Consider the following 17,576-nt stretch of genomic DNA (forward strand, 5'->3'; position numbering starts at 1 on the left):
TTGAGAAGATGCAGAACGGCCTGTTTTTTAAATTCCGGTGAATGCTTACGACTGCTCATTGTAGTTCCCCCTACTCGTTGGAATGGTGTCCAACTTTCGGGGTTCACTTCAGATTGGGCGCCGTTGTTTTATGCCTGACAGGATTTCTGCGTCAGCCAGCGCTGGCGCAATTTATCCCACATCCAGTTATAAGCCATGGTATAGGGCAGGAAGAACAGGAAGAACGCCACTTCCAGCATAAAGGCTTCCAGCAGCGTGATCTTCAGCATCCAGGCGGCAATCGGCAAACCGATAACGATAAAGCCCCCTTCAAAGCCCAGCGCGTGGATGGCGCGCAGGCCGAGGCCGCGTTTTCTCTGCGGCGGCCAGATGCGATCAAAACCGGTGTTATAGATCATGTTCCACAGCATGGCGACCGTTGACAACATAATCGCCAGCGCGCCCATCTGAAACAGCGGCTTTTCCATAATCCAGGCGGCCAGCGGAGCCACAGTGAGAATCGCCAGCACTTCAAATCCTGCAGCATGATAAAAACGTTCTTTCAGCGAACGGGTACGCATATAAACCTCCTTTTGGGTAACGCGACACATTTTCTCACCGCAAAATGCTAAGATAAAATGATTACCTATCGATAAAAGCGATGGTTCACCATGAAATACTCCCCGGAATCCCTTGAGGCTTTTGTCCAGACTGTCGCCAGCGGCTCGTTTTCTGCGGCGGCGCGTGCGCTGGCCAAAAGCCAGTCCACCATCAGCAGCGCCGTGGCGAATCTGGAAGACGATCTCGGTTTCACCCTGTTCGATCGCAGCGGTCGCCAGCCGGTACTAACCGAGCAAGGACAGCGCGCACTGGCGCAGGTACAGCAGATTCTGGCGGCCAGTCAGCGGTTGGATGAGCTGGCTGTGCGGCTGTCACAGGGCGTGGAACCGCGACTCAGCCTGGCGATTTCTGATTTCTGGCAGGCCGATCATCATGAAAATCTGCTCAACCGCTTTGAAGCGCGTTATCCGGATATTGAATTTGAATGCATGATTGCTGAGGACGCGGACGCGCTGGACCTGCTGCAGGCCGGTCGCGTGCATCTCGGCGTGGTGCGTGCGCAGCCGCAGTTGCCGCCTGATTTAGCGGTGGCGCGTTTACAGGTGGGGGCGGAAATGGCGATCTATCTGCATCAGGAGCATGTGCTGGCGCAGTCAAAACAGGTGAGTGAAGCACAACTCGGTGAATTGCGTCATTTACGGCTTAATACCTGGGTGCAAAACCGTGAACCCTTGCCTGCTGGCCGAGTGTGGTCGGCGCCTTCTTATTTATTGCTGCTGGAAATGGCGGAGCAGGGCTTTGGCTGGAGCGTATTACCGCGCTGGCTGGTGGAGCAGTTTGGTCATCAGGTGTTGAAAGAGTTGCCGGTGCCGGGCTGGCCACAGCGCATCGCGGTGGATGTAATCTGGTCGCGACTCAATCCGCCAGGTCCTGCCGGGCGCTGGATGATTGATCAACTCTGCGCCCAGCAGCCGGATTAATCGCGGCGCGCCACGTCGGCCAGTGTGGCATCCAGCAGTCGTGCCAGGTCCTGCGCCGCCAGTTCTATATCCAGCCCGCGCTTGCCGCCGGAGACAAAGATGGTGGCAAATTCTGCAGCCTGCTGATCGATCACCGTTGGCAGACGTTTTTTCTGCCCCAGCGGGCTGATGCCACCCACCAGATAGCCGGTGACGCGCTGTGCCAGTTGCGGGTCGGCCATATCCGCTTTTTTGGCGCCCAGCGCCTTTGCCACTTTTTTCAAATCGAGCTGCGAGGAAACTGGCGTTACGGCTACCGCCAGCGCTTTGGCATCGCCGTTGAGCGCCACGAGCAGGGTTTTGAACACCTGGCGTGCATCGAGATTGAGCTTACGCACCGCCTCATCACCAAAATTTGTTTCGTGGCTGTCATGCTCATAAGGATGAAGGGTAAAGGCGACCTTTTGTTTTTCCAGCAGTTTTACGGCGGGTGTCATGTTCTGTCCTTGCTACGAAAATTCTTATTTCAGTTTTGGTGAATAATACTGGCGAAATTCTGAACTTTGCGCGAAAATTGGCCCGCGCCAGCAATGCTGGTGATAACCAAAATCATAAACAAATTCCTCTTTGACGGGCCGATAGCGATATTGGCCTTCTTTTTTGCCTGCAATTCGCCACGCATCCGCTTTGTTTGCCATCTGCTGCTCAACGGCTCAACGGCTCAACGGCTCAACGGCTCAACGGCTCAACGGCTCAACGGCTCAACGGCTCACTGCTCATCCGCTGTGCCAACCCTCCGCCGCGCATCCGGCAAAGCACATTCCCACACAATCAGAGAGATGCACGTCATCGATTTGATAACTTTCAGGACATGAGGATGCATAAGGTCTTGCGGTGACGGCATTTGTTACGATTTCAACAATCCTGGCAGGTTATCCTCGCCATATAGATGGAGTGCGCCGACAGCCACCACATAGCGGCCTTTCGGCAGCGCCTGCAATAACTCGCGCCAGTGCTGATTACGATTGCGCATCAGCGTGTCATTGAGATCGCTGCTAAAGGTGGTCGGCAGGGCCACCGGTTGCTGCGTGGGCGGTGCATCCAGCCACCAGCTGATCATGGTTTGCAGCAGGCGGGCGTTGGTGTGCCAATGCTCCAGCGTGTCCAGTAACAGCGATAAACCCTGCTGCGGTAGCGACTTCAGCAGTGCGATCTGGGTTTCCGGGCCTTCCAGTTCAATAATGCGCTTATTAGCCGATTTCGCCGCCATCAGCAGTTGGTAATCAATGCCAAATTGCGGCCGTAACCCCAGACGCTGCGCCTGTTGTGCCTGCAGCATCAAGGCGATTTGCCAGAACGGCAGCGTGTCGAACACTGCCATGGAAAGCGAAAGCTCATCGCACAGCACATCCAGTCGCTGCAACACCTCGGCATCCAGACGCATTGCCAGCGGTGCACAGGCATCATCATTGCTGAAGGGCGATGCACCCTGGGTAATATCCGCTTCGACAATCAGTGCGTCGGCCTTGCTCAGCTGACGCAACAGACCGGCGGGCAAAGGCTGCATATCGCGCGTGCCCATATGAATGCTGCCCGCCAGATGCAGGCGTCGATCGCCCAATTTGATATCCATTGCCGGCCAGGTATAGCGTGCCGGGAAGAGGCTGGCGGCCATCTGCTGGAAGCTGTGCCACAGACTGCGTCTCATGCCCTGTCCTTTTGAAGTCAAAAATCCATGCTAGCGATTTCAGTCACTGAAAAACAGGGCAGAGAGGGCGATTAACGTTTTGCTGGCTTAAAGCGCAGCAAACGATTCGCGTTACTCACCACGGTAATCGAAGACAGCGCCATCGCCGCGCCCGCCACGATTGGGCTAAGCAGCAAACCCGTGAACGGGTAGAGCACGCCCGCCGCAATCGGAATCCCCAGGCTGTTATAGACAAAAGCCCCGAGCAAGTTCTGGCGCATATTACGCAGCGTTGCGCCTGCCATCGCCAGCGCATCGGCAACACAGTGCAAATCGTTGCGCATCAACGTCATGGCGGCGGTTTCGACGGCCACATCGCTGCCGCCACCCATGGCAATCCCCACATCGGCCTGCGCCAGCGCGGGCGCATCGTTAATGCCATCGCCGACCATCACAACTTTGCGCCCCTGCTGCTGCAACTGCGCAATCGCCTGCGCTTTGCCTTCGGGCAGCACGCCCGCGATCACTTCACCAATACCGGCTTCGGCAGCAATCACCTGCGCGGTTTTTTGGTGATCGCCGGTCAGCATGATTAACCGATAGCCCAACTGGTGCAGGCGCTGTAACGCCTCCGCACTTTCCGGGCGCAGGCTGTCACGCAGGGCGATCAGGCCGAGCAACTGACGATGATCGGCCAGCAGCACTGGCGTAGTGCCTTGCGCGGCGAAACGGTCGATATCTTGTTGTGCGGCGCGGTAATCAATCTGTTGTTCATCCAGCAGTGCCTGATTGCCGAGCAGCAGCGTTCTGCCCGCCACTTTAGCGCTCACGCCTTTGCCGCGTATTGTACGAAATTGCTTAGTCGGCTCATCGCTGAGATCGGGTGCTGCCGCCAGAATCGCTTTCGCCAGCGGATGGTTCGAACTTTGTTCCAGTTGCGCCGCAGCGCTCAGCACCTGCTGACGATTCCAGTCGCCATAGACCAGCACATCGCTCACCTGCGGGGTGCCGCGCGTCAGCGTGCCGGTTTTATCAAACACGATGGTATCGACTTCGCTGGCACGCTGAAGCGCATCAGCATCGCGCACCAGCACGCCCAATTCTGCCGCGCGACCGACGCCGGCAATCACCGACATTGGCGTCGCCAGCCCCAGCGCGCAAGGGCAGGCGATAATCAGCACCGTGGTGACAATCACCAGCGTGTAGGCCAACTGCGGCTGCGGGCCGACCAGATACCACACCAGACCCGCCAGCAGGGCAATTGCCACCACCACCGGCACAAACACCGCTGAGATGCGATCGGCCAGGCGGCCAATGTCCGGTTTGCTGCTTTGTGCCTGGCGTACCAAATTGATGATCCGCGCCAGCGTGGTGTGGCCGCCGGTGGCGCGTGCCACGAAGCGCAGCGTGCCATCCTGCACCAGTGTCCCGGCATAGACTTTATCGCCGGGCTGTTTCGCCTGTGGCACCGCTTCACCGGTCAACATCGCTTCATCAAACCAGGCTTCACCGCTTTCGACTTCGCCGTCCACCGGCACGCGATCGCCCGTCACCAGTTTCAGCAGCATGCCGGGCTGCACTTCGCTCAGCGGCATTAACGTTTCGCCCTGTTCGCCGATGACACAGGCTTGCGCCGGGGTGAGATCCAGTAACCGTTCGAGGGCTTTGGAGGCCCGCTGGCGAGCCCGCTGCTCCAGCGCATGGCCGAGGTTAATCAAACCGACAATCATCACGCTGGCTTCGAAATAGAGATGTCGTGCCTGCATCGGGAAAAATTCTGGCCACAGCGCCACGCTCATCGAATAGAGCCAGGCGGCGCCAGTGCCTAAGGCCACCAGCGTATCCATGGTGGCGGTGCCGTGCTGTAGGCTGCGCCACGCACTGCGATAGAAATGGCCGCCGGCGATCACCATTACCAGCAAAGTGATCACGCCGAGCGAGCGCCATAACGTTTGGTTGGCGTCACTCAACATCATGTTGTCGCCGAGCATGCCCCAGATCATCATGGGCACGCCGAGCAGCAGCGCCAATGCCGCCTGCCAGCTAAAGCGGCGCATCGCCTGCTGTGCGCTGACCTGCTGGCGTTCACGCCGCGTCTGTTCATCGTCGATCACTTCAGCGGAATAGCCCGCCTGATCCACTGCGCCAATCAGCGCCTCGGCTTGCGCATCGCCTAACACCAGCGCACTGCGCTCTCCGAGGTTGACGCGGGCCTGACTGACACCAGGCACTTTCTGCAACGCCTGTTCCACGCGGCTCACACAGCTGGCGCAGCTCATGCCGCCGATCAGCAAATGGTGAACAGGAAGGTTTTCTTCTGCCGGTTGCGACACCGTTGTCAGCGCCTCCGGCGGCGGCTCTGTTGCTGTCAACGGCTCAGGCTTTGGGCTGTCTTTCACCGCCGCGTGATAGCCGGCCTGTTCAACGGTCGCAATCAGATCGCTGGCGCTGGCGGCACCGGTAACGCGCGCTTCCTGCTGCGTGACATCCGCCTGTTCCACATCGTCGCGCTGCTCCAGCGCTTCTTTCACCCGTTTGACGCAGTGGCCACAGGACAAACCGTCCAGCGCCAGTAATTGTGTGTGTGACATCTTAAACTCCTTAAACGAGAGGTTTGACTGTCTGCAAACTTTGCATTAGTTATAGAGCCTAAACCTTCCATTCAGGGGAAGGTCAAGCGGTCATGAGGTGAAGACAAAAGATGAACATCAGCGATGTGGCAAAAAAAACCGGGCTAACCAGCAAGGCGATCCGTTTTTATGAAGAGAAGGGCGTGGTGACGCCGCCGTTACGCAGTGACAATGGCTATCGCAGTTATGCCGCGCACCATATCGATGAGCTGAATCTGCTGCGTCAGGCGCGTCAGGTCGGGTTTACGCTGGACGAATGCCGCGAGCTGGTGACGCTGTTCAACGATCCCGCACGCCACAGCGCGGATGTCAAAGCGCGCACCTTGCAGAAAGCAGATGAAATCGCTGCACACATCGAAGAATTGCATGCAATGCGCGCGCGACTGCTGGAACTTGCTGAAGCCTGCCCCGGCGATGACAGTGCCGAGTGCCCGATCATCAATCATCTGGCGGGCTGCTGCCATCAGGGCGAAGGGAAACGCGGCTGAATCTGCAGCGTGATACCGATCACACCGGTGACGATCACGGGCGTTCCGGCGGGCAAATCTTCTGTCGCCTGCACTCGCCAACTGCTGTCGCCTATGCGCACATGGCCTAACCCATCCTTAAGGGTGTTATCAAGGGTCAGGTGCATCCCGATCAGCTGCGATCCACGTTGATTCAGGGTGTTGGGCTGCTGAGCAACCTCGCGGTAGCGCATCCAGCGATACCAGAAGTAGACACACAGCAACGTCAGCACCGCGAACAAAATGCCCTGATGCGTCCACGAGAACGGGAAAAGCCATTCAATAAGACCGACCAGCACCGCCGCTAATCCACTCCACAGCAGATAACCGCTGGTGCCGAGCATTTCAGCCGCCAGCAGCAGGCCGCCCAGCGTCAGCCAGAACCAGTGCGGATGGGCAATCAGCTCAATCAGGATCACGGTTTACGCTCCTGACGGCTCTCCTTCAACAATTCGCCGATCCCGGCAATAGAACCCAGCAAACTGCTGGCATCCAGCGGCATCATCACCACTTTGCTGTTGTGAGATTCACCGATCTTCTGCAACGCATCGGTATATTTCTGCGCCACAAAATAGTTCACCGCCTGAATATCGCCTGCGGCAATCGCTTCCGATACCGCACGCGTGGCGTTGGCTTCCGCCTGCGCCTGACGTTCACGCGCTTCGGCTTGCAGGAAGGCGGAGGTACGTTCACCTTCGGCTTTCAGAATCTGCGACTGCTTATCCCCTTCGGCGCGTAAAATCGCCGCCTGGCGTACGCCTTCTGCAGTCAGAATGTCGGCACGCTTGGTACGCTCGGCCTTCATCTGCGCATTCATCGCCGCGATTAATTCCTGCGGCGGGCGCACGTCACGGATTTCGATACGGGTAATTTTCACGCCCCACGGATTGGTGGCTTCATCGACGATGTGCAGCAAACGGGTATTGATGTTATCGCGCTGCGACAGCATCTCATCCAATTCCATGCTACCGAGCACCGTACGGATGTTGGTCATGGTCAGATTGAGGATCGACAGCTCAAGATTGCTGACTTCATAGGCCGCGCGCGCAGGATCAACCACCTGAATAAAGCACACGGCATCAATGGTGACGTTGGCGTTATCTTTGGAGATGATTTCTTGCGAGGGGATATCAAGGACTTGTTCCATCATATTGATCTTGCGACCAATACGATCCATGAACGGCACGATCAAACTCAGGCCGGGGGGCAGGGTTTTGGTGTAACGACCAAAACGTTCCACCGTCCACTGATAGCCTTGTGGCACAATTTTTACACCGGCCCACACCGTAACGAGTGCGAGCACGATAATGACGGGAATGACAGTCAACATATAACCTCCTGGTTGTCAGATTGTCGGGCCGAATCGTTCGGCCCGTTGCACGCGCGGTACCGATCAGTACAGCAGCGAGTACAGCTGGCGGCGATAGCGCGTGGCGAGTGCATCGCCCGTGCCGAGCGCGGCCAAAATCTCCTGGAACATCTTACGTACCTGACCTTCTCCGGCACTGAGATCGCTCTTCAGGAAGCTGAACAGCAGATCCAGCGCTTCTTCGTTACGGCCCACCTGGTGCAGCTGTAATGCAAGTTTAGCAGCCAGTTCCGCATTCGCGGGCTCGGCTGCCAGCTGTTCCTGCAGTTGTTGAATTTCAGGGGTATCGGCAGCTTGTTTCAGCAGATCGATTTGCGATACCAGGCTTTGATAACGGGTGTCCTGATCCTGCAATGGCACCACCGCCAGAACCGCTTCTGCTTCTTCGCTGCGGCTCAGGGTGATCAGCACCTCTGCCAACAGGAAACCAATTTCACTGTTCTGGTTGCTCAGCGCCCAGGCGTCTTTCAGCAACGGCAGCGCATCCAGCGGTTTGCCTTCTTCCATCAGCTGCATCGCCTGATGGGTTTTGATCTCTTCTTCACGCGGCAGCACTTTTTGCAGCAGGGCGCGAATCGCTTCTTCCGGCTGCGGGCCCTGGAAGCCATCCACCGGCTGCCCGTTCTGGAACAGATACACGGTTGGAATCGAGCGCAGACCAAACTGCGATGCCACCATCTGCTCTTTATCACAATCCAGTTTGGCCAAAATAAACTGACCTGCGTACTCCTGTGCCAGACGCTCCAGCACCGGCGTCAGCTCCTGACAGTGTTGGCTGCGATCGGACCAGAAATAGAACAGCACCGGCAACTGCGTGGATTGTTCCAGCGTCTGGTGCAGGTTGGATTCGTTGATGTCGATAATCAAAGCGTGTGACATGAATACGTCTCTTTGCAGAAAGTGTGTTGAGAATATGGGGGCAAGCTGCCCCGCTTCAAGTTCAAATCTAGCTTGTCGATCAGTTGCTGCGCAAGATGCGATCCAGCATCCAACCCGGTAACAGGCGTTTCAGCAGGCTCATTACCCATGCGACCAGCGTCACTGGATAGCGCAGGCGCGGACGTTTGCTTTCCAGCGCGTGGCGCAGCTTGGGCAAAATGGCTTCCGGCGGCAGGGTGAAGCGTGCGGCAATGCCGGGATTACGCACCGGTTTGTCCTGCTCGCCCTGATGCACATTGTCGGTGAAACGCGTGGCAATCGGTCCAGGTTCGATCAAGCTTACGCGCACGCCGGAAGCGCGCACTTCCATGCGCAGCGCATCGCTCCAGGCTTCCAGCGCCCATTTGCTGGCGGCATAGGCACCGCGCCCGGGGGTGGAGATCAGCCCCAGCACCGAGCTGGTATTGATAATACGCCCATTGCCGCTGGCTTGCAGGGCAGGCAGCAGGCGCATCGTCAGTTGGTGCGTACCAAACAGGTTGGTGGAGAACTGCTTTTCCAGCTGCGCGCGCGAGACGCTGCTCAGTGGGCCGTACTGACCAAAGCCGCCGTTGTTAAACAAACCGTGCAGGCGATGCTCGCACAATTCCAGAATATGGTCGGCGGCGGCATCCACGCTGGCGGCATCATCAAGATCGAGCAGCACGCCAGTAAATCCCAGCGCCTCCATGCGCGCCACATCATCCGCACGACGGCAGGCGGCAATCACGCGATAGCCGCGAGACTGCAAATCGTTGGCGGCCACTAAGCCGATGCCGCTGGAGCAGCCGGTGATGAGAATATTTTTTTGCATAATCACTGTAAGGCTGTTTGAGATTGATAACAGATTCAGTGATTTGTACTGCTGACGTCAACCTTTAGTTATGGCCAAGCCGGCCGCGCTAGCACTTCGTTTGTTAAGTGCATTAAACGGCCTTTCAATGTATTTCCATGCCAGCCATGCCAGTAATAAAGAGAGTGCGACCGAAACAGAAAATCGCAATACTCCCTCTTCAATACCCATGTCATTCAATCGCTTACCTATCCCTTCATTCATCAAGGTGTGTACCAGATAAAGTGAAAATGAGATATCGCCTAACTTAAGCCATGCGCGAGGGATAAGCTTTCCAATTCTCTCTTCTGAAGCAACGGCGAATAAGAGAATAAGTGCATAAATCCATCCTGAACCGGTTAAGCCATGTCCGACAAATAGTCCCTGGCTAAATAGCGTAACCATCATGGCCACCGAAGCGACAAACATGATCAGCATCAGATAAGAGTCGAGTTTACGTAGTAGCGGTACGCTTAACCCAATCAGCATTCCAACCAGGAACAATAAAATCATCGGATTAGTGACAAGGTTAAGCTGTGCACTGCCTAAATCATAACCTTGCTCTGCGAGGCTGAGGTTTTTCCCGGCAAGCCAGGGGATGGCGAAGAGAGTTAAGACGAACCAAATTGCGATAGCTAAAGCCCGACGTGGTAATCCCAGAAGCAATCCCACCGCAAGATAAAAGTAGAGTTCATAATTCAGGGTCCAGCGAATTCCATACATGCCACTGTCATCCACATAAAAGGGACCGTGCTCAGGATATATCGGCTGAAAGGTGAGCGCGCTTATGAGGTTCTGTGTTTTATCTGCATAGTGGAAGGTGCTCATGGCGCCAGAGAGCAGAAAGGTAATGATCAGAATAATGTAGTACGCAGGTAATATACGGAAGAGGCGGCGCTTCAAAAAATGCACAGTTCCTGAAAGCGTGGCGGGTGTCGTTTTCAAGGTTAAAACAATCACAAAACCGCTAATCAGAAAAAACAGGTCAACACCGGTGGCTCCCCAACCAAATAATGAGTCTCCTAACCCAGATGACTTTGCATTGATGTTCCAGCGGAAATGGAAAAACATCACGCTGAGGGCAGCGAATCCCCTGAGCGCGTGCACACTTTTAAAATAACTCGCATTCATTTAATTATTCTTAACTGTGGTAGCCAACCGCAAGTAGACGGCTTAAATTGTGCCCTTTTATATCATTGCGTTAAGGGTGTGACCACGAAAAGTTAAGAGTGCAAAGAATTAGTAATTAATGATTTGATTTAGGTTAAATGTGTGATGTTGCGCACCGCCAGGTCTGCTGATGCGCATGAGGGTATTGGTGCTGACGTTGCCCGGGTTTGCATTTCTTTACCTGTTAAAAATCACACGCCTGCTTTAATTCTGCTTTACTAGCGGAGCCAGTTCGTTGGCCATCAGATTGGCGATAAACGGCTGCGCATCCGGATTGGGGTGAATACCGTCCTGCTGCATCCATTCCGGCTTCAGATAGACCTGCTCCATAAAGAAGGGCACCAGAGGAATGTTGTACTGCTGTGCCAGTTGCGGATAAATCGCGCTAAACGCTTCGGTATAACGACGTCCATAATTAGCGGGTAAACGAATTTGCATCAGCAGCGGCTGTGCTTTAGCCGCTTTGACTTCGTCGATCACTTTACTCAGATCCTGCGCGATATTGGCAGGCGGGAAGCCGCGCAAGCCATCGTTACCGCCCAATTCGATTAACACCCAACGGGGTTGATGCTGTTTTAATAGGCCAGGCAAACGCGCCAGCCCTTGTCCGGCGGTATCCCCGCTGATGCTGGCGTTGATAATTTGGGGCTGCTGTTGCCAGGTTTTATTGAGCAGGCTGGGCCATGCCGCAGTGGCGGACATGCGATACCCGGCGCTCAGGCTGTCGCCCAGTACCAGCAAGGTATCGGCGGCGGCGATGCGGGACACCAGCAGAAGCAATAACAACAGGAAGGGATAATGCCAGCGGAAAACATTGTTGCAGTTCATCATCTTACTAAGTCCGTCGGTCAGGGAGAGCATCAGCTGACCATCCTTACCGGAGTTGAGCTGGTTGTCAAACCAGCTGAGACCATCGCGCTAATTGGCGAATCGGGTTCCGGCAAATCCACATTACTGGGCATTCTGGCCGGGCTGGACGATGGCAGCAGCGGCGAGGTCAATCTTCTCGGCCAGCCGCTGCATAATATGAACGAAGAGCAACGTGCCGCGTTGCGCGCGCGGGAAGTGGGCTTTGTGTTCCAGTCCTTTATGCTGGTGCCAACGCTCAATGCGCTGGAGAACGTGCAGCTGCCTGCCTTGCTGCGCGGTGACAGCGATCGCGATAGCCGCGCCCAGGCGGTGGATCTCTTAACGCAACTTGGTCTGAAAGATCGTCTGCATCATCTGCCCGCGCAGCTTTCCGGCGGGGAACAACAGCGTGTGGCGCTGGCACGCGCGTTTAGTGGCCGTCCGGGTTTGCTGTTCGCCGATGAACCGACCGGCAACCTGGACCGCAAAACCGGCGATCGCATCGCCGACTTACTTTTCTCCCTTAACCGCGATTTCGCCACCACGCTGATTCTGGTGACGCACGATGAGCAACTGGCGGCGCGCTGCGATCGTCGGCTGCGTCTGCGCGACGGCAAGCTGTGGGAGGAGACATGATTTGGCGCTGGTTCTGGCGTGAATGGCGCTCGCCGTCGCTGCTGATTGTCTGGCTGGCGCTCACCCTGGCAGTGGCCTGCGTGCTGGCGCTGGGCTCGATCAGCGATCGCATGGAGAAAGGGCTGAGCCAGCAGAGCCGTGATTTTATGGCGGGCGATCGTACTCTGCGCAGCAGCGCGCCCGCGCCGGAAGCCTGGCTGAAAAAAGCGCGCGATGAAGGGCTCTCCGTCAGTCGTCAGCTCAGTTTTATGACCATGACCTTCGCCGATCAGACGCCGCAGCTGGCGGATGTGAAAGCGGTGGACGATGCCTATCCGATGTTCGGCACCTTGCAGACCGATCCGCCGGGATTAAAACCGCAGGCGGGCACGGTGCTGGCCGCGCCACGCTTGCTGGCGCTGCTGAATGTGAAAGTTGGCGACAATGTTGATGTCGGTGACACCACGCTGCGTATTGCCGGTGAAGTGATTCAGGAGCCGGATGGCGGCTTTAATCCGTTCCAGACGGCGCCGCGCCTGCTGATGAACCTCGCGGATGTCGATAAAACCGGTGCGATTCAGCCCGGCAGTCGACTCAGCTGGCGCTACAAGTTCTCCGGCGATCCGGCTCCGCTGGCGCGTTATGACAGCTGGATCCAGCCGCAGTTAAAAGCCGGTGAGCGCTGGATCAGCGTCGAGAACTCCGAAGATGCGCTGGGTCGCTCGATGCAACGCGCCCAGCAATTTCTCCTGTTATCGGCACTGCTGACGCTGATGCTGGCGATTGCCGCCGTGGCGGTGGCGATGAGCCATTACTGCCGCAGCCGCTACGATCTGGTGGCAGTGCTGAAAACGCTGGGCGCGACGCGCAAAGCCTTGCAACGGTTGATCATCGGCCAGTGGCTGGCGGTGTTGCTGCTGGCGGCGATAGCGGGCAGCGTGCTGGGGCAGGGGATTGAGGTCATCCTGCTGGCGATGCTCAAACCGGTGCTGCCTGCCGCCTTGCCTGCCGCCAGCTTCTGGCCGTGGCTGTGGGCGATTGGCGCGATGTTTGTGATTTCGCTGCTGGTGGGATTGCGCCCCTATCGGCTGCTGATGGCAACTCAGCCGCTGCGTGTACTCCGGCGTGATGCGGTGGCGAATGTCTGGCCGCTGCGGTTTTATCTGCCCGCCATGGCGCTGGTGGTGGTTGGCCTGCTGGCGTTATTGATGGGCGGCAGCAAAATGCTGTGGGCGCTGCTGGCGGGCGTGGTGATGCTGGCGCTGCTGCTGTCACTGCTCGGCTGGGGCACGCTGTTGCTGCTGCGTAAGCTGGTGGTGCGCAATCTGGCGATGCGTCTGGCGATCAATCGTCTGCTACGGCAGCGGGTGATGACGCTGAGTCAGCTGGCGGCATTTTCGCTCTCCTTTATGCTGCTGGCGTTACTGTTGGTGATGCGCGGCGATCTGCTGGATCGCTGGCAGCAGCAGTTACCGCCGGATGCACCGAACTATTTCCTGCTCAACATGACGCAGGAACAGGTGCCGCAGGTGCGCGACTTCCTCAATCAGCATCATATTAAACCGGAATCCTACTATCCGATTGTGCGTGCGCGTCTGACGGAGCTGAACGGCAAAGAAGCCGATCCGAAGATGGATAACGCGCTGAACCGCGAGCTGAATCTGACGTGGCAAGCAGAGCGTCCGGATCACAATCCGCTGTTGGCCGGAAGCTGGCCACCGAAAGCGGGTGAAGTGTCGATGGAAGTGGAACTGGCGGATCGCCTTGGGCTGAAGCTTGGCGATACGCTGACCTTCAGCGGTGATACCCAACAGTTCAGCGCCAAAGTCACCAGCCTGCGCAAAGTGGATTGGGAAAGCCTGCGGCCGAACTTCTTCTTTATCTTCCCGCCGGGTGCACTGGACCAACAGCCGCAAACCTGGCTCACCAGCTTCCGCATGGACAGCAATCCGGCGCTGCTGGCGCAGCTCAATCGCGCCTTCCCGACGCTGAGCTTGCTGGATGTCGGCAGCATGCTGAAGCAGATCGGTCTGGTGCTGGCGCAGGTCAGTCAGGCGCTGGAGATCATGGTGGTGCTGGTGACGGTGTGCGGTGTTCTGCTGTTGCTGGCGCAGATTCAGGTGGGTATGCGACAGCGCAGGCAAGAGCTGGTGGTGTATCGCACGCTGGGTGCCAGCAAACGCCTGCTGCGCGGCACGCTGTGGTGCGAGTTTGCCTTGCTCGGCGTGGTGTCGGGTATTGCAGCGGCACTGGGTGCAGAAGCAGCGCTGTGGGGATTGCAGCGTAAGATCTTCGATTTCCCCTGGGAGCCGGACTGGACGCTGTGGATGGCATTACCGATCAGCGGCGCGCTGCTGTTGTCAGTGTGTGGCGGCTGGCTGGGCGTGCGATTGCTGAAAGGGAAGGCGCTGTTCAGGCGGTTTGAAGCGGCTTAATCTAGTGCACAAAAATCAAAGGCCGCTTGCGCGGCCTTTTTCATTTACAGCTTCTCAACCGCCCAGGCAATTCCGCTGGCGTACTCTTCCGGCAGCAGCGGTACCAGTGCGTTCAGCGCCGCCGCGAGGCGTGCCTGATCGCTATCGGTGAGATTTAAGTGCCCAACCTTACGGCCTGGACGCACTTCTTTGTCATACCAGTGCAGATGCACCAGCGGCTGTTGCAGCCATTCGACATTCACGTCGGTGCCAATCAGGTTTACCATCACCGACGGCGCAAACACCACCGGTTTCGGCAGTGCCAGACCCAGCACCGCACGCAGATGCAGCTCAAACTGGCTGATCGACGCGCCGTTTTGCGTCCAGTGACCGCTGTTGTGCACACGCGGCGCCAGTTCGTTAATCAGCAGGCCTTCTGGCGTGATGAAACACTCCATCGCCATCACACCAACGTACTTCAGCTCATGCATGATCGCGCTAAGCATCGCTTCCGCCTGCTGCTGTTGCGCGGCATCGGCCTGCGGGAACGCCACGCTGGTGCGCAGAATGCCGTCCTGATGCAGGTTGTGCGTCAGTGGATAGAACACCGTGGTGCCATCCTGACCGCGCGCACCGACCAGCGACACTTCACCGCTGAAGTTGATGCCCTGCTCAACGATGCACTCGCCGTAGCACTCATCCGGCAAAGAATCGGTCTCGTTGGCGCGCAAACGCCACTGACCACGACCGTCATAACCGCCGGTGCGACGTTTCACAATCGCCAGTTCGCCGAGCGAGCTAAACACCTGCGGCCACTCAGCTTTATCTGCCAGTAGCTGCCATGGCGCCGTTGCCAGGTTCAGCTGATCGAGCAGCTGTTTCTGCGTCAGGCGATCGGCGAGGCGCGGGAAGATATCGCGGTTCACAAATGCCGAATGCAACGCCAGCTCACGCGTTAACGCAGTTTCCGGCCAGCGCTCGATCTCTGCGGTGATCACGCTTTCGGCGATCGGCAGGGCAGAAGGTTCAGCATCCAGACCTACCGGATACACCGCGATGCCCAGCGGTTCGCCCGCCTGGCGCAGCATACGGCCTAACTGACCGTTGCCGAGTACGCAAACCGGTTTCATGCATCCACCCGCGGATCTGGGTTGTTCAGCACTTCATCCGTCTGGGTTTGACGCCAGGTGGCGAGACGCGCCGCCAGGTCTTTGTCATGCACCGCCAGAATCTGTGCCGCCAACAGTGCAGCGTTAGCCGCACCGGCTTTACCGATCGCCAATGTGCCGACAGGAATACCGCGCGGCATCTGCACGATGGAGTAGAGGCTATCCACACCGCTCAGCGCGGCGCTTTGTACCGGCACGCCCAGCACTGGCACCAGGGTTTTGGCAGCAATCATGCCCGGCAGATGCGCAGCACCGCCCGCTCCGGCAATGATCACATGGAAACCGTTATCTGCGGCGGTTTCGGCAAAGCTGAACAGTTTGTCTGGCGTACGGTGAGCAGAGACCACTTCAACGTGGAACGGAACATCCAGGCTGTTAAGAATTTCCTCGGCGAACTGCATGGTAGCCCAGTCACTTTTAGAACCCATGACGATGGCGATACGAGCCGGGGTGGCGTTGGATGACATGCGGTCAACTCCTGTGAATAGTCAAACGAACCTGGCCGGGCAGGCAGGTAAAGAAGGGCACAGAGAATAGCATGAGAAGAGAGCAAGGAAAACGGTTGCGTGGCCGGAAAACGGGCAATGGTGCGTCAGGATGGGCAGATGATGAATCTTCATCCCGCTGAGTGCCGAGCACTGGCGCGCCCGACTATGAAGATGCGATTTTAAAACGGGAATTCGATCAGCTGCACGCCATCGGCATCAACCTGAATCATCGAGCCATTTTCATGCCAGGCACCGAGCACCACGCGCTGGGCGCTTTCACCTTGCACCAACAGCTCATGCACCGCCGGACGGTGAGTATGCCCGTGAATCAAAATCCGCACCTGCTGGCGCGTCATCGTATCGATCACGGCTTGCTGATTAACATCCATGATGCTTATCGACTTGTGCTGATTGGCTTGCTTGCTGTCGGCGCGCATACGTGCGGCAATGCGCATACGAATCCGCAACGGCAGGGCGAGGAACAAGCGTTGTAGCCAGCGCTGATGCACTTTGGCGCGGAAGCGTTGATAGCCTTCATCGTCGGTACACAAGGTATCGCCATGCATAATCAGCACGCGATGGCCGTACAGGCTGAGCACTTGCTCTTCCGGCAGCAACGTCATGCTGCTGGCGCGCGCAAAACGTTTACCGAGCAGGAAGTCTCGATTGCCATGGATGAAGAATGTGGGGATCGGCAGGGCTTTCAGTGCTGCGGCGATTTCACGATGTAGCGGATTAGGATCGTCATCACCAATCCAGGCTTCAAACAGATCGCCGAGGATGTAAAGCGCATCGCAATCGCGCGCTTCACCCTGCAAAAAATGCAGAAAACCGGCAGTAATTGCCGGTTCTTCTGTGCACAGATGCAAATCTGCGATAAACAGCGTGCGCGACATTACTCGCTAACAGTCACTTTCTGGATGACAACGTCGTCAACCGGAACGTCCTGGTGCATGCCGCTGCGGCCCGTTTTCACCGCTTTGATTTTCTCAACCACGTCCATGCCTTCAACCACTTCAGCGAACACGCAGTAACCCCAGCCCTGCAGGCTTTCGTCACGGAAGTTTAGGAAGTCGTTGTCTGCTACGTTGATGAAGAACTGTGCAGTCGCAGAGTGTGGCGCCTGAGTACGGGCCATCGCCAGCGTACCTTTGGTGTTCTTCAGACCGTTGTTGGCTTCGTTACGGATGTCTTCTTTGGTGTCTTTCTGCTTCATGCCAGGCTCAAAACCGCCGCCCTGGATCATGAAACCGTTGATAACACGGTGGAAGATGGTGTTGTCGTAGAAACCTTCACGGCAGTAGTCCAGGAAGTTTTTCACGGTAGCCGGCGCTTTGTCATCGAAGGTTTTGATTACGATGTCGCCATGGTTCGTCTGGAAAGTGACCATTATATTCGTCCTGTTACGGGTGTCGTCAGTATCAACTGCC

The 17,576-nt window shown here is 57.0% G+C and carries 19 protein-coding genes; 4 read left to right on the forward strand and 15 right to left on the reverse strand.

Translation table 11 applies throughout. From position 1 onward, the window contains the following. Window positions 1–128 precede the first annotated feature (128 nt). Window positions 129–560, reverse strand: coding sequence for a multidrug/biocide efflux PACE transporter (locus WFP70_RS12055; RefSeq protein ID WP_034828198.1), 432 nt, complete (start codon window positions 558–560; stop codon window positions 129–131). 90 nt (window positions 561–650) lie between these two features. Here WFP70_RS12055 and WFP70_RS12060 point away from each other — a divergent pair, with 90 nt between their 5' ends. Then, entirely contained in the window at window positions 651–1,520 is an 870-nt protein-coding gene (locus WFP70_RS12060; protein ID WP_337023544.1) for a LysR family transcriptional regulator, read from the forward strand. Here the strand turns inward: WFP70_RS12060 and ybaK are convergent. The 4 genes from ybaK to copA all read right to left on the reverse strand — a co-directional run bounded on the left by ybaK (window position 1,517) and on the right by copA (window position 5,777). Next, window positions 1,517–1,996: a Cys-tRNA(Pro)/Cys-tRNA(Cys) deacylase YbaK gene (ybaK, locus tag WFP70_RS12065; RefSeq protein ID WP_045816347.1), complete on the reverse strand. Its 480-nt coding sequence runs from the start codon at window positions 1,994–1,996 to the stop codon at window positions 1,517–1,519. The genes WFP70_RS12060 and ybaK overlap by 4 nt on opposite strands. Before the next feature lie 24 nt (window positions 1,997–2,020). Then, complete coding sequence (locus WFP70_RS12070; RefSeq protein ID WP_160867910.1) at window positions 2,021–2,197, reverse strand: hypothetical protein; 177 nt, start codon at window positions 2,195–2,197, stop codon at window positions 2,021–2,023. A 209-nt stretch (window positions 2,198–2,406) separates the two neighbouring features. Beyond that, on the reverse strand, window positions 2,407–3,207 hold the full coding sequence (locus tag WFP70_RS12075; protein WP_337023543.1) for a TraB/GumN family protein: 801 nt from the start codon (window positions 3,205–3,207) through the stop codon (window positions 2,407–2,409). 71 nt (window positions 3,208–3,278) lie between these two features. Next, the gene (gene copA, locus WFP70_RS12080; RefSeq protein WP_337023542.1) at window positions 3,279–5,777 is read right to left on the reverse strand and encodes a copper-exporting P-type ATPase CopA; all 2,499 of its coding nucleotides are present in this window, start codon (window positions 5,775–5,777) and stop codon (window positions 3,279–3,281) included. A gap of 110 nt (window positions 5,778–5,887) precedes the next feature. Between copA and cueR the strand changes: the two genes are divergently transcribed. Next, window positions 5,888–6,304 (forward strand): Cu(I)-responsive transcriptional regulator, encoded by a 417-nt coding sequence (cueR, locus tag WFP70_RS12085; RefSeq protein WP_058960852.1) that lies wholly within the window; start codon window positions 5,888–5,890, stop codon window positions 6,302–6,304. Here the strand turns inward: cueR and WFP70_RS12090 are convergent. From WFP70_RS12090 to tesA, 6 genes are all read right to left on the reverse strand, one after another. After that, window positions 6,280–6,738: an NfeD family protein gene (locus WFP70_RS12090; RefSeq protein ID WP_166933786.1), complete on the reverse strand. Its 459-nt coding sequence runs from the start codon at window positions 6,736–6,738 to the stop codon at window positions 6,280–6,282. The two genes, cueR and WFP70_RS12090, sit on opposite strands and share 25 nt — an antisense overlap. After that, entirely contained in the window at window positions 6,738–7,652 is a 915-nt protein-coding gene (locus tag WFP70_RS12095; RefSeq protein WP_034828210.1) for an SPFH domain-containing protein, read from the reverse strand. The genes WFP70_RS12090 and WFP70_RS12095 overlap by 1 nt, the downstream gene beginning before the upstream one ends. 63 nt (window positions 7,653–7,715) lie before the next feature. Next, window positions 7,716–8,570, reverse strand: coding sequence for a thioredoxin family protein (locus WFP70_RS12100; protein ID WP_160867906.1), 855 nt, complete (start codon window positions 8,568–8,570; stop codon window positions 7,716–7,718). A gap of 79 nt (window positions 8,571–8,649) precedes the next feature. Further along, entirely contained in the window at window positions 8,650–9,423 is a 774-nt protein-coding gene (locus tag WFP70_RS12105) for an SDR family oxidoreductase (RefSeq protein ID WP_337023541.1), read from the reverse strand. 57 nt (window positions 9,424–9,480) lie between these two features. Continuing rightward, window positions 9,481–10,572, reverse strand: coding sequence for an acyltransferase family protein (locus WFP70_RS12110; protein ID WP_337023540.1), 1,092 nt, complete (start codon window positions 10,570–10,572; stop codon window positions 9,481–9,483). 243 nt (window positions 10,573–10,815) lie between these two features. Next, window positions 10,816–11,442: a multifunctional acyl-CoA thioesterase I/protease I/lysophospholipase L1 gene (tesA, locus tag WFP70_RS12115; RefSeq protein ID WP_224934094.1), complete on the reverse strand. Its 627-nt coding sequence runs from the start codon at window positions 11,440–11,442 to the stop codon at window positions 10,816–10,818. On the opposite strand from tesA, the gene ybbA reads away from it, so the two are divergent. Continuing rightward, entirely contained in the window at window positions 11,410–12,096 is a 687-nt protein-coding gene (ybbA, locus tag WFP70_RS12120) for a putative ABC transporter ATP-binding protein YbbA (RefSeq protein ID WP_034828216.1), read from the forward strand. The genes tesA and ybbA overlap by 33 nt on opposite strands. Beyond that, window positions 12,093–14,510 carry a putative ABC transporter permease subunit YbbP gene (gene ybbP / locus WFP70_RS12125; protein ID WP_337023539.1) on the forward strand — a complete coding sequence of 806 codons (2,418 nt, stop codon included), beginning with the start codon at window positions 12,093–12,095 and terminating at the stop codon, window positions 14,508–14,510. Before ybbA ends, ybbP begins: the two co-directional genes overlap by 4 nt. A 44-nt stretch (window positions 14,511–14,554) precedes the next feature. Here the strand turns inward: ybbP and purK are convergent, their stop codons facing one another. From purK to ppiB, 4 genes are all read right to left on the reverse strand, one after another. Then, entirely contained in the window at window positions 14,555–15,619 is a 1,065-nt protein-coding gene (gene purK / locus WFP70_RS12130; protein WP_337023538.1) for a 5-(carboxyamino)imidazole ribonucleotide synthase, read from the reverse strand. Next, window positions 15,616–16,125, reverse strand: coding sequence for a 5-(carboxyamino)imidazole ribonucleotide mutase (gene purE / locus WFP70_RS12135; RefSeq protein ID WP_034828223.1), 510 nt, complete (start codon window positions 16,123–16,125; stop codon window positions 15,616–15,618). Before purE ends, purK begins: the two co-directional genes overlap by 4 nt. Before the next feature lie 200 nt (window positions 16,126–16,325). Then, window positions 16,326–17,042, reverse strand: coding sequence for a UDP-2,3-diacylglucosamine diphosphatase (locus tag WFP70_RS12140; protein WP_337023537.1), 717 nt, complete (start codon window positions 17,040–17,042; stop codon window positions 16,326–16,328). After that, window positions 17,042–17,536: a peptidylprolyl isomerase B gene (gene ppiB, locus WFP70_RS12145; RefSeq protein ID WP_034828227.1), complete on the reverse strand. Its 495-nt coding sequence runs from the start codon at window positions 17,534–17,536 to the stop codon at window positions 17,042–17,044. The genes WFP70_RS12140 and ppiB overlap by 1 nt, the downstream gene beginning before the upstream one ends. Between the last annotated feature and the right edge of the window lie 40 nt (window positions 17,537–17,576).

Source organism: Pantoea sp. USMM079, from assembly GCF_037153115.1.
GTDB classification, from domain to species: domain Bacteria; phylum Pseudomonadota; class Gammaproteobacteria; order Enterobacterales; family Enterobacteriaceae; genus Pantoea; species Pantoea communis.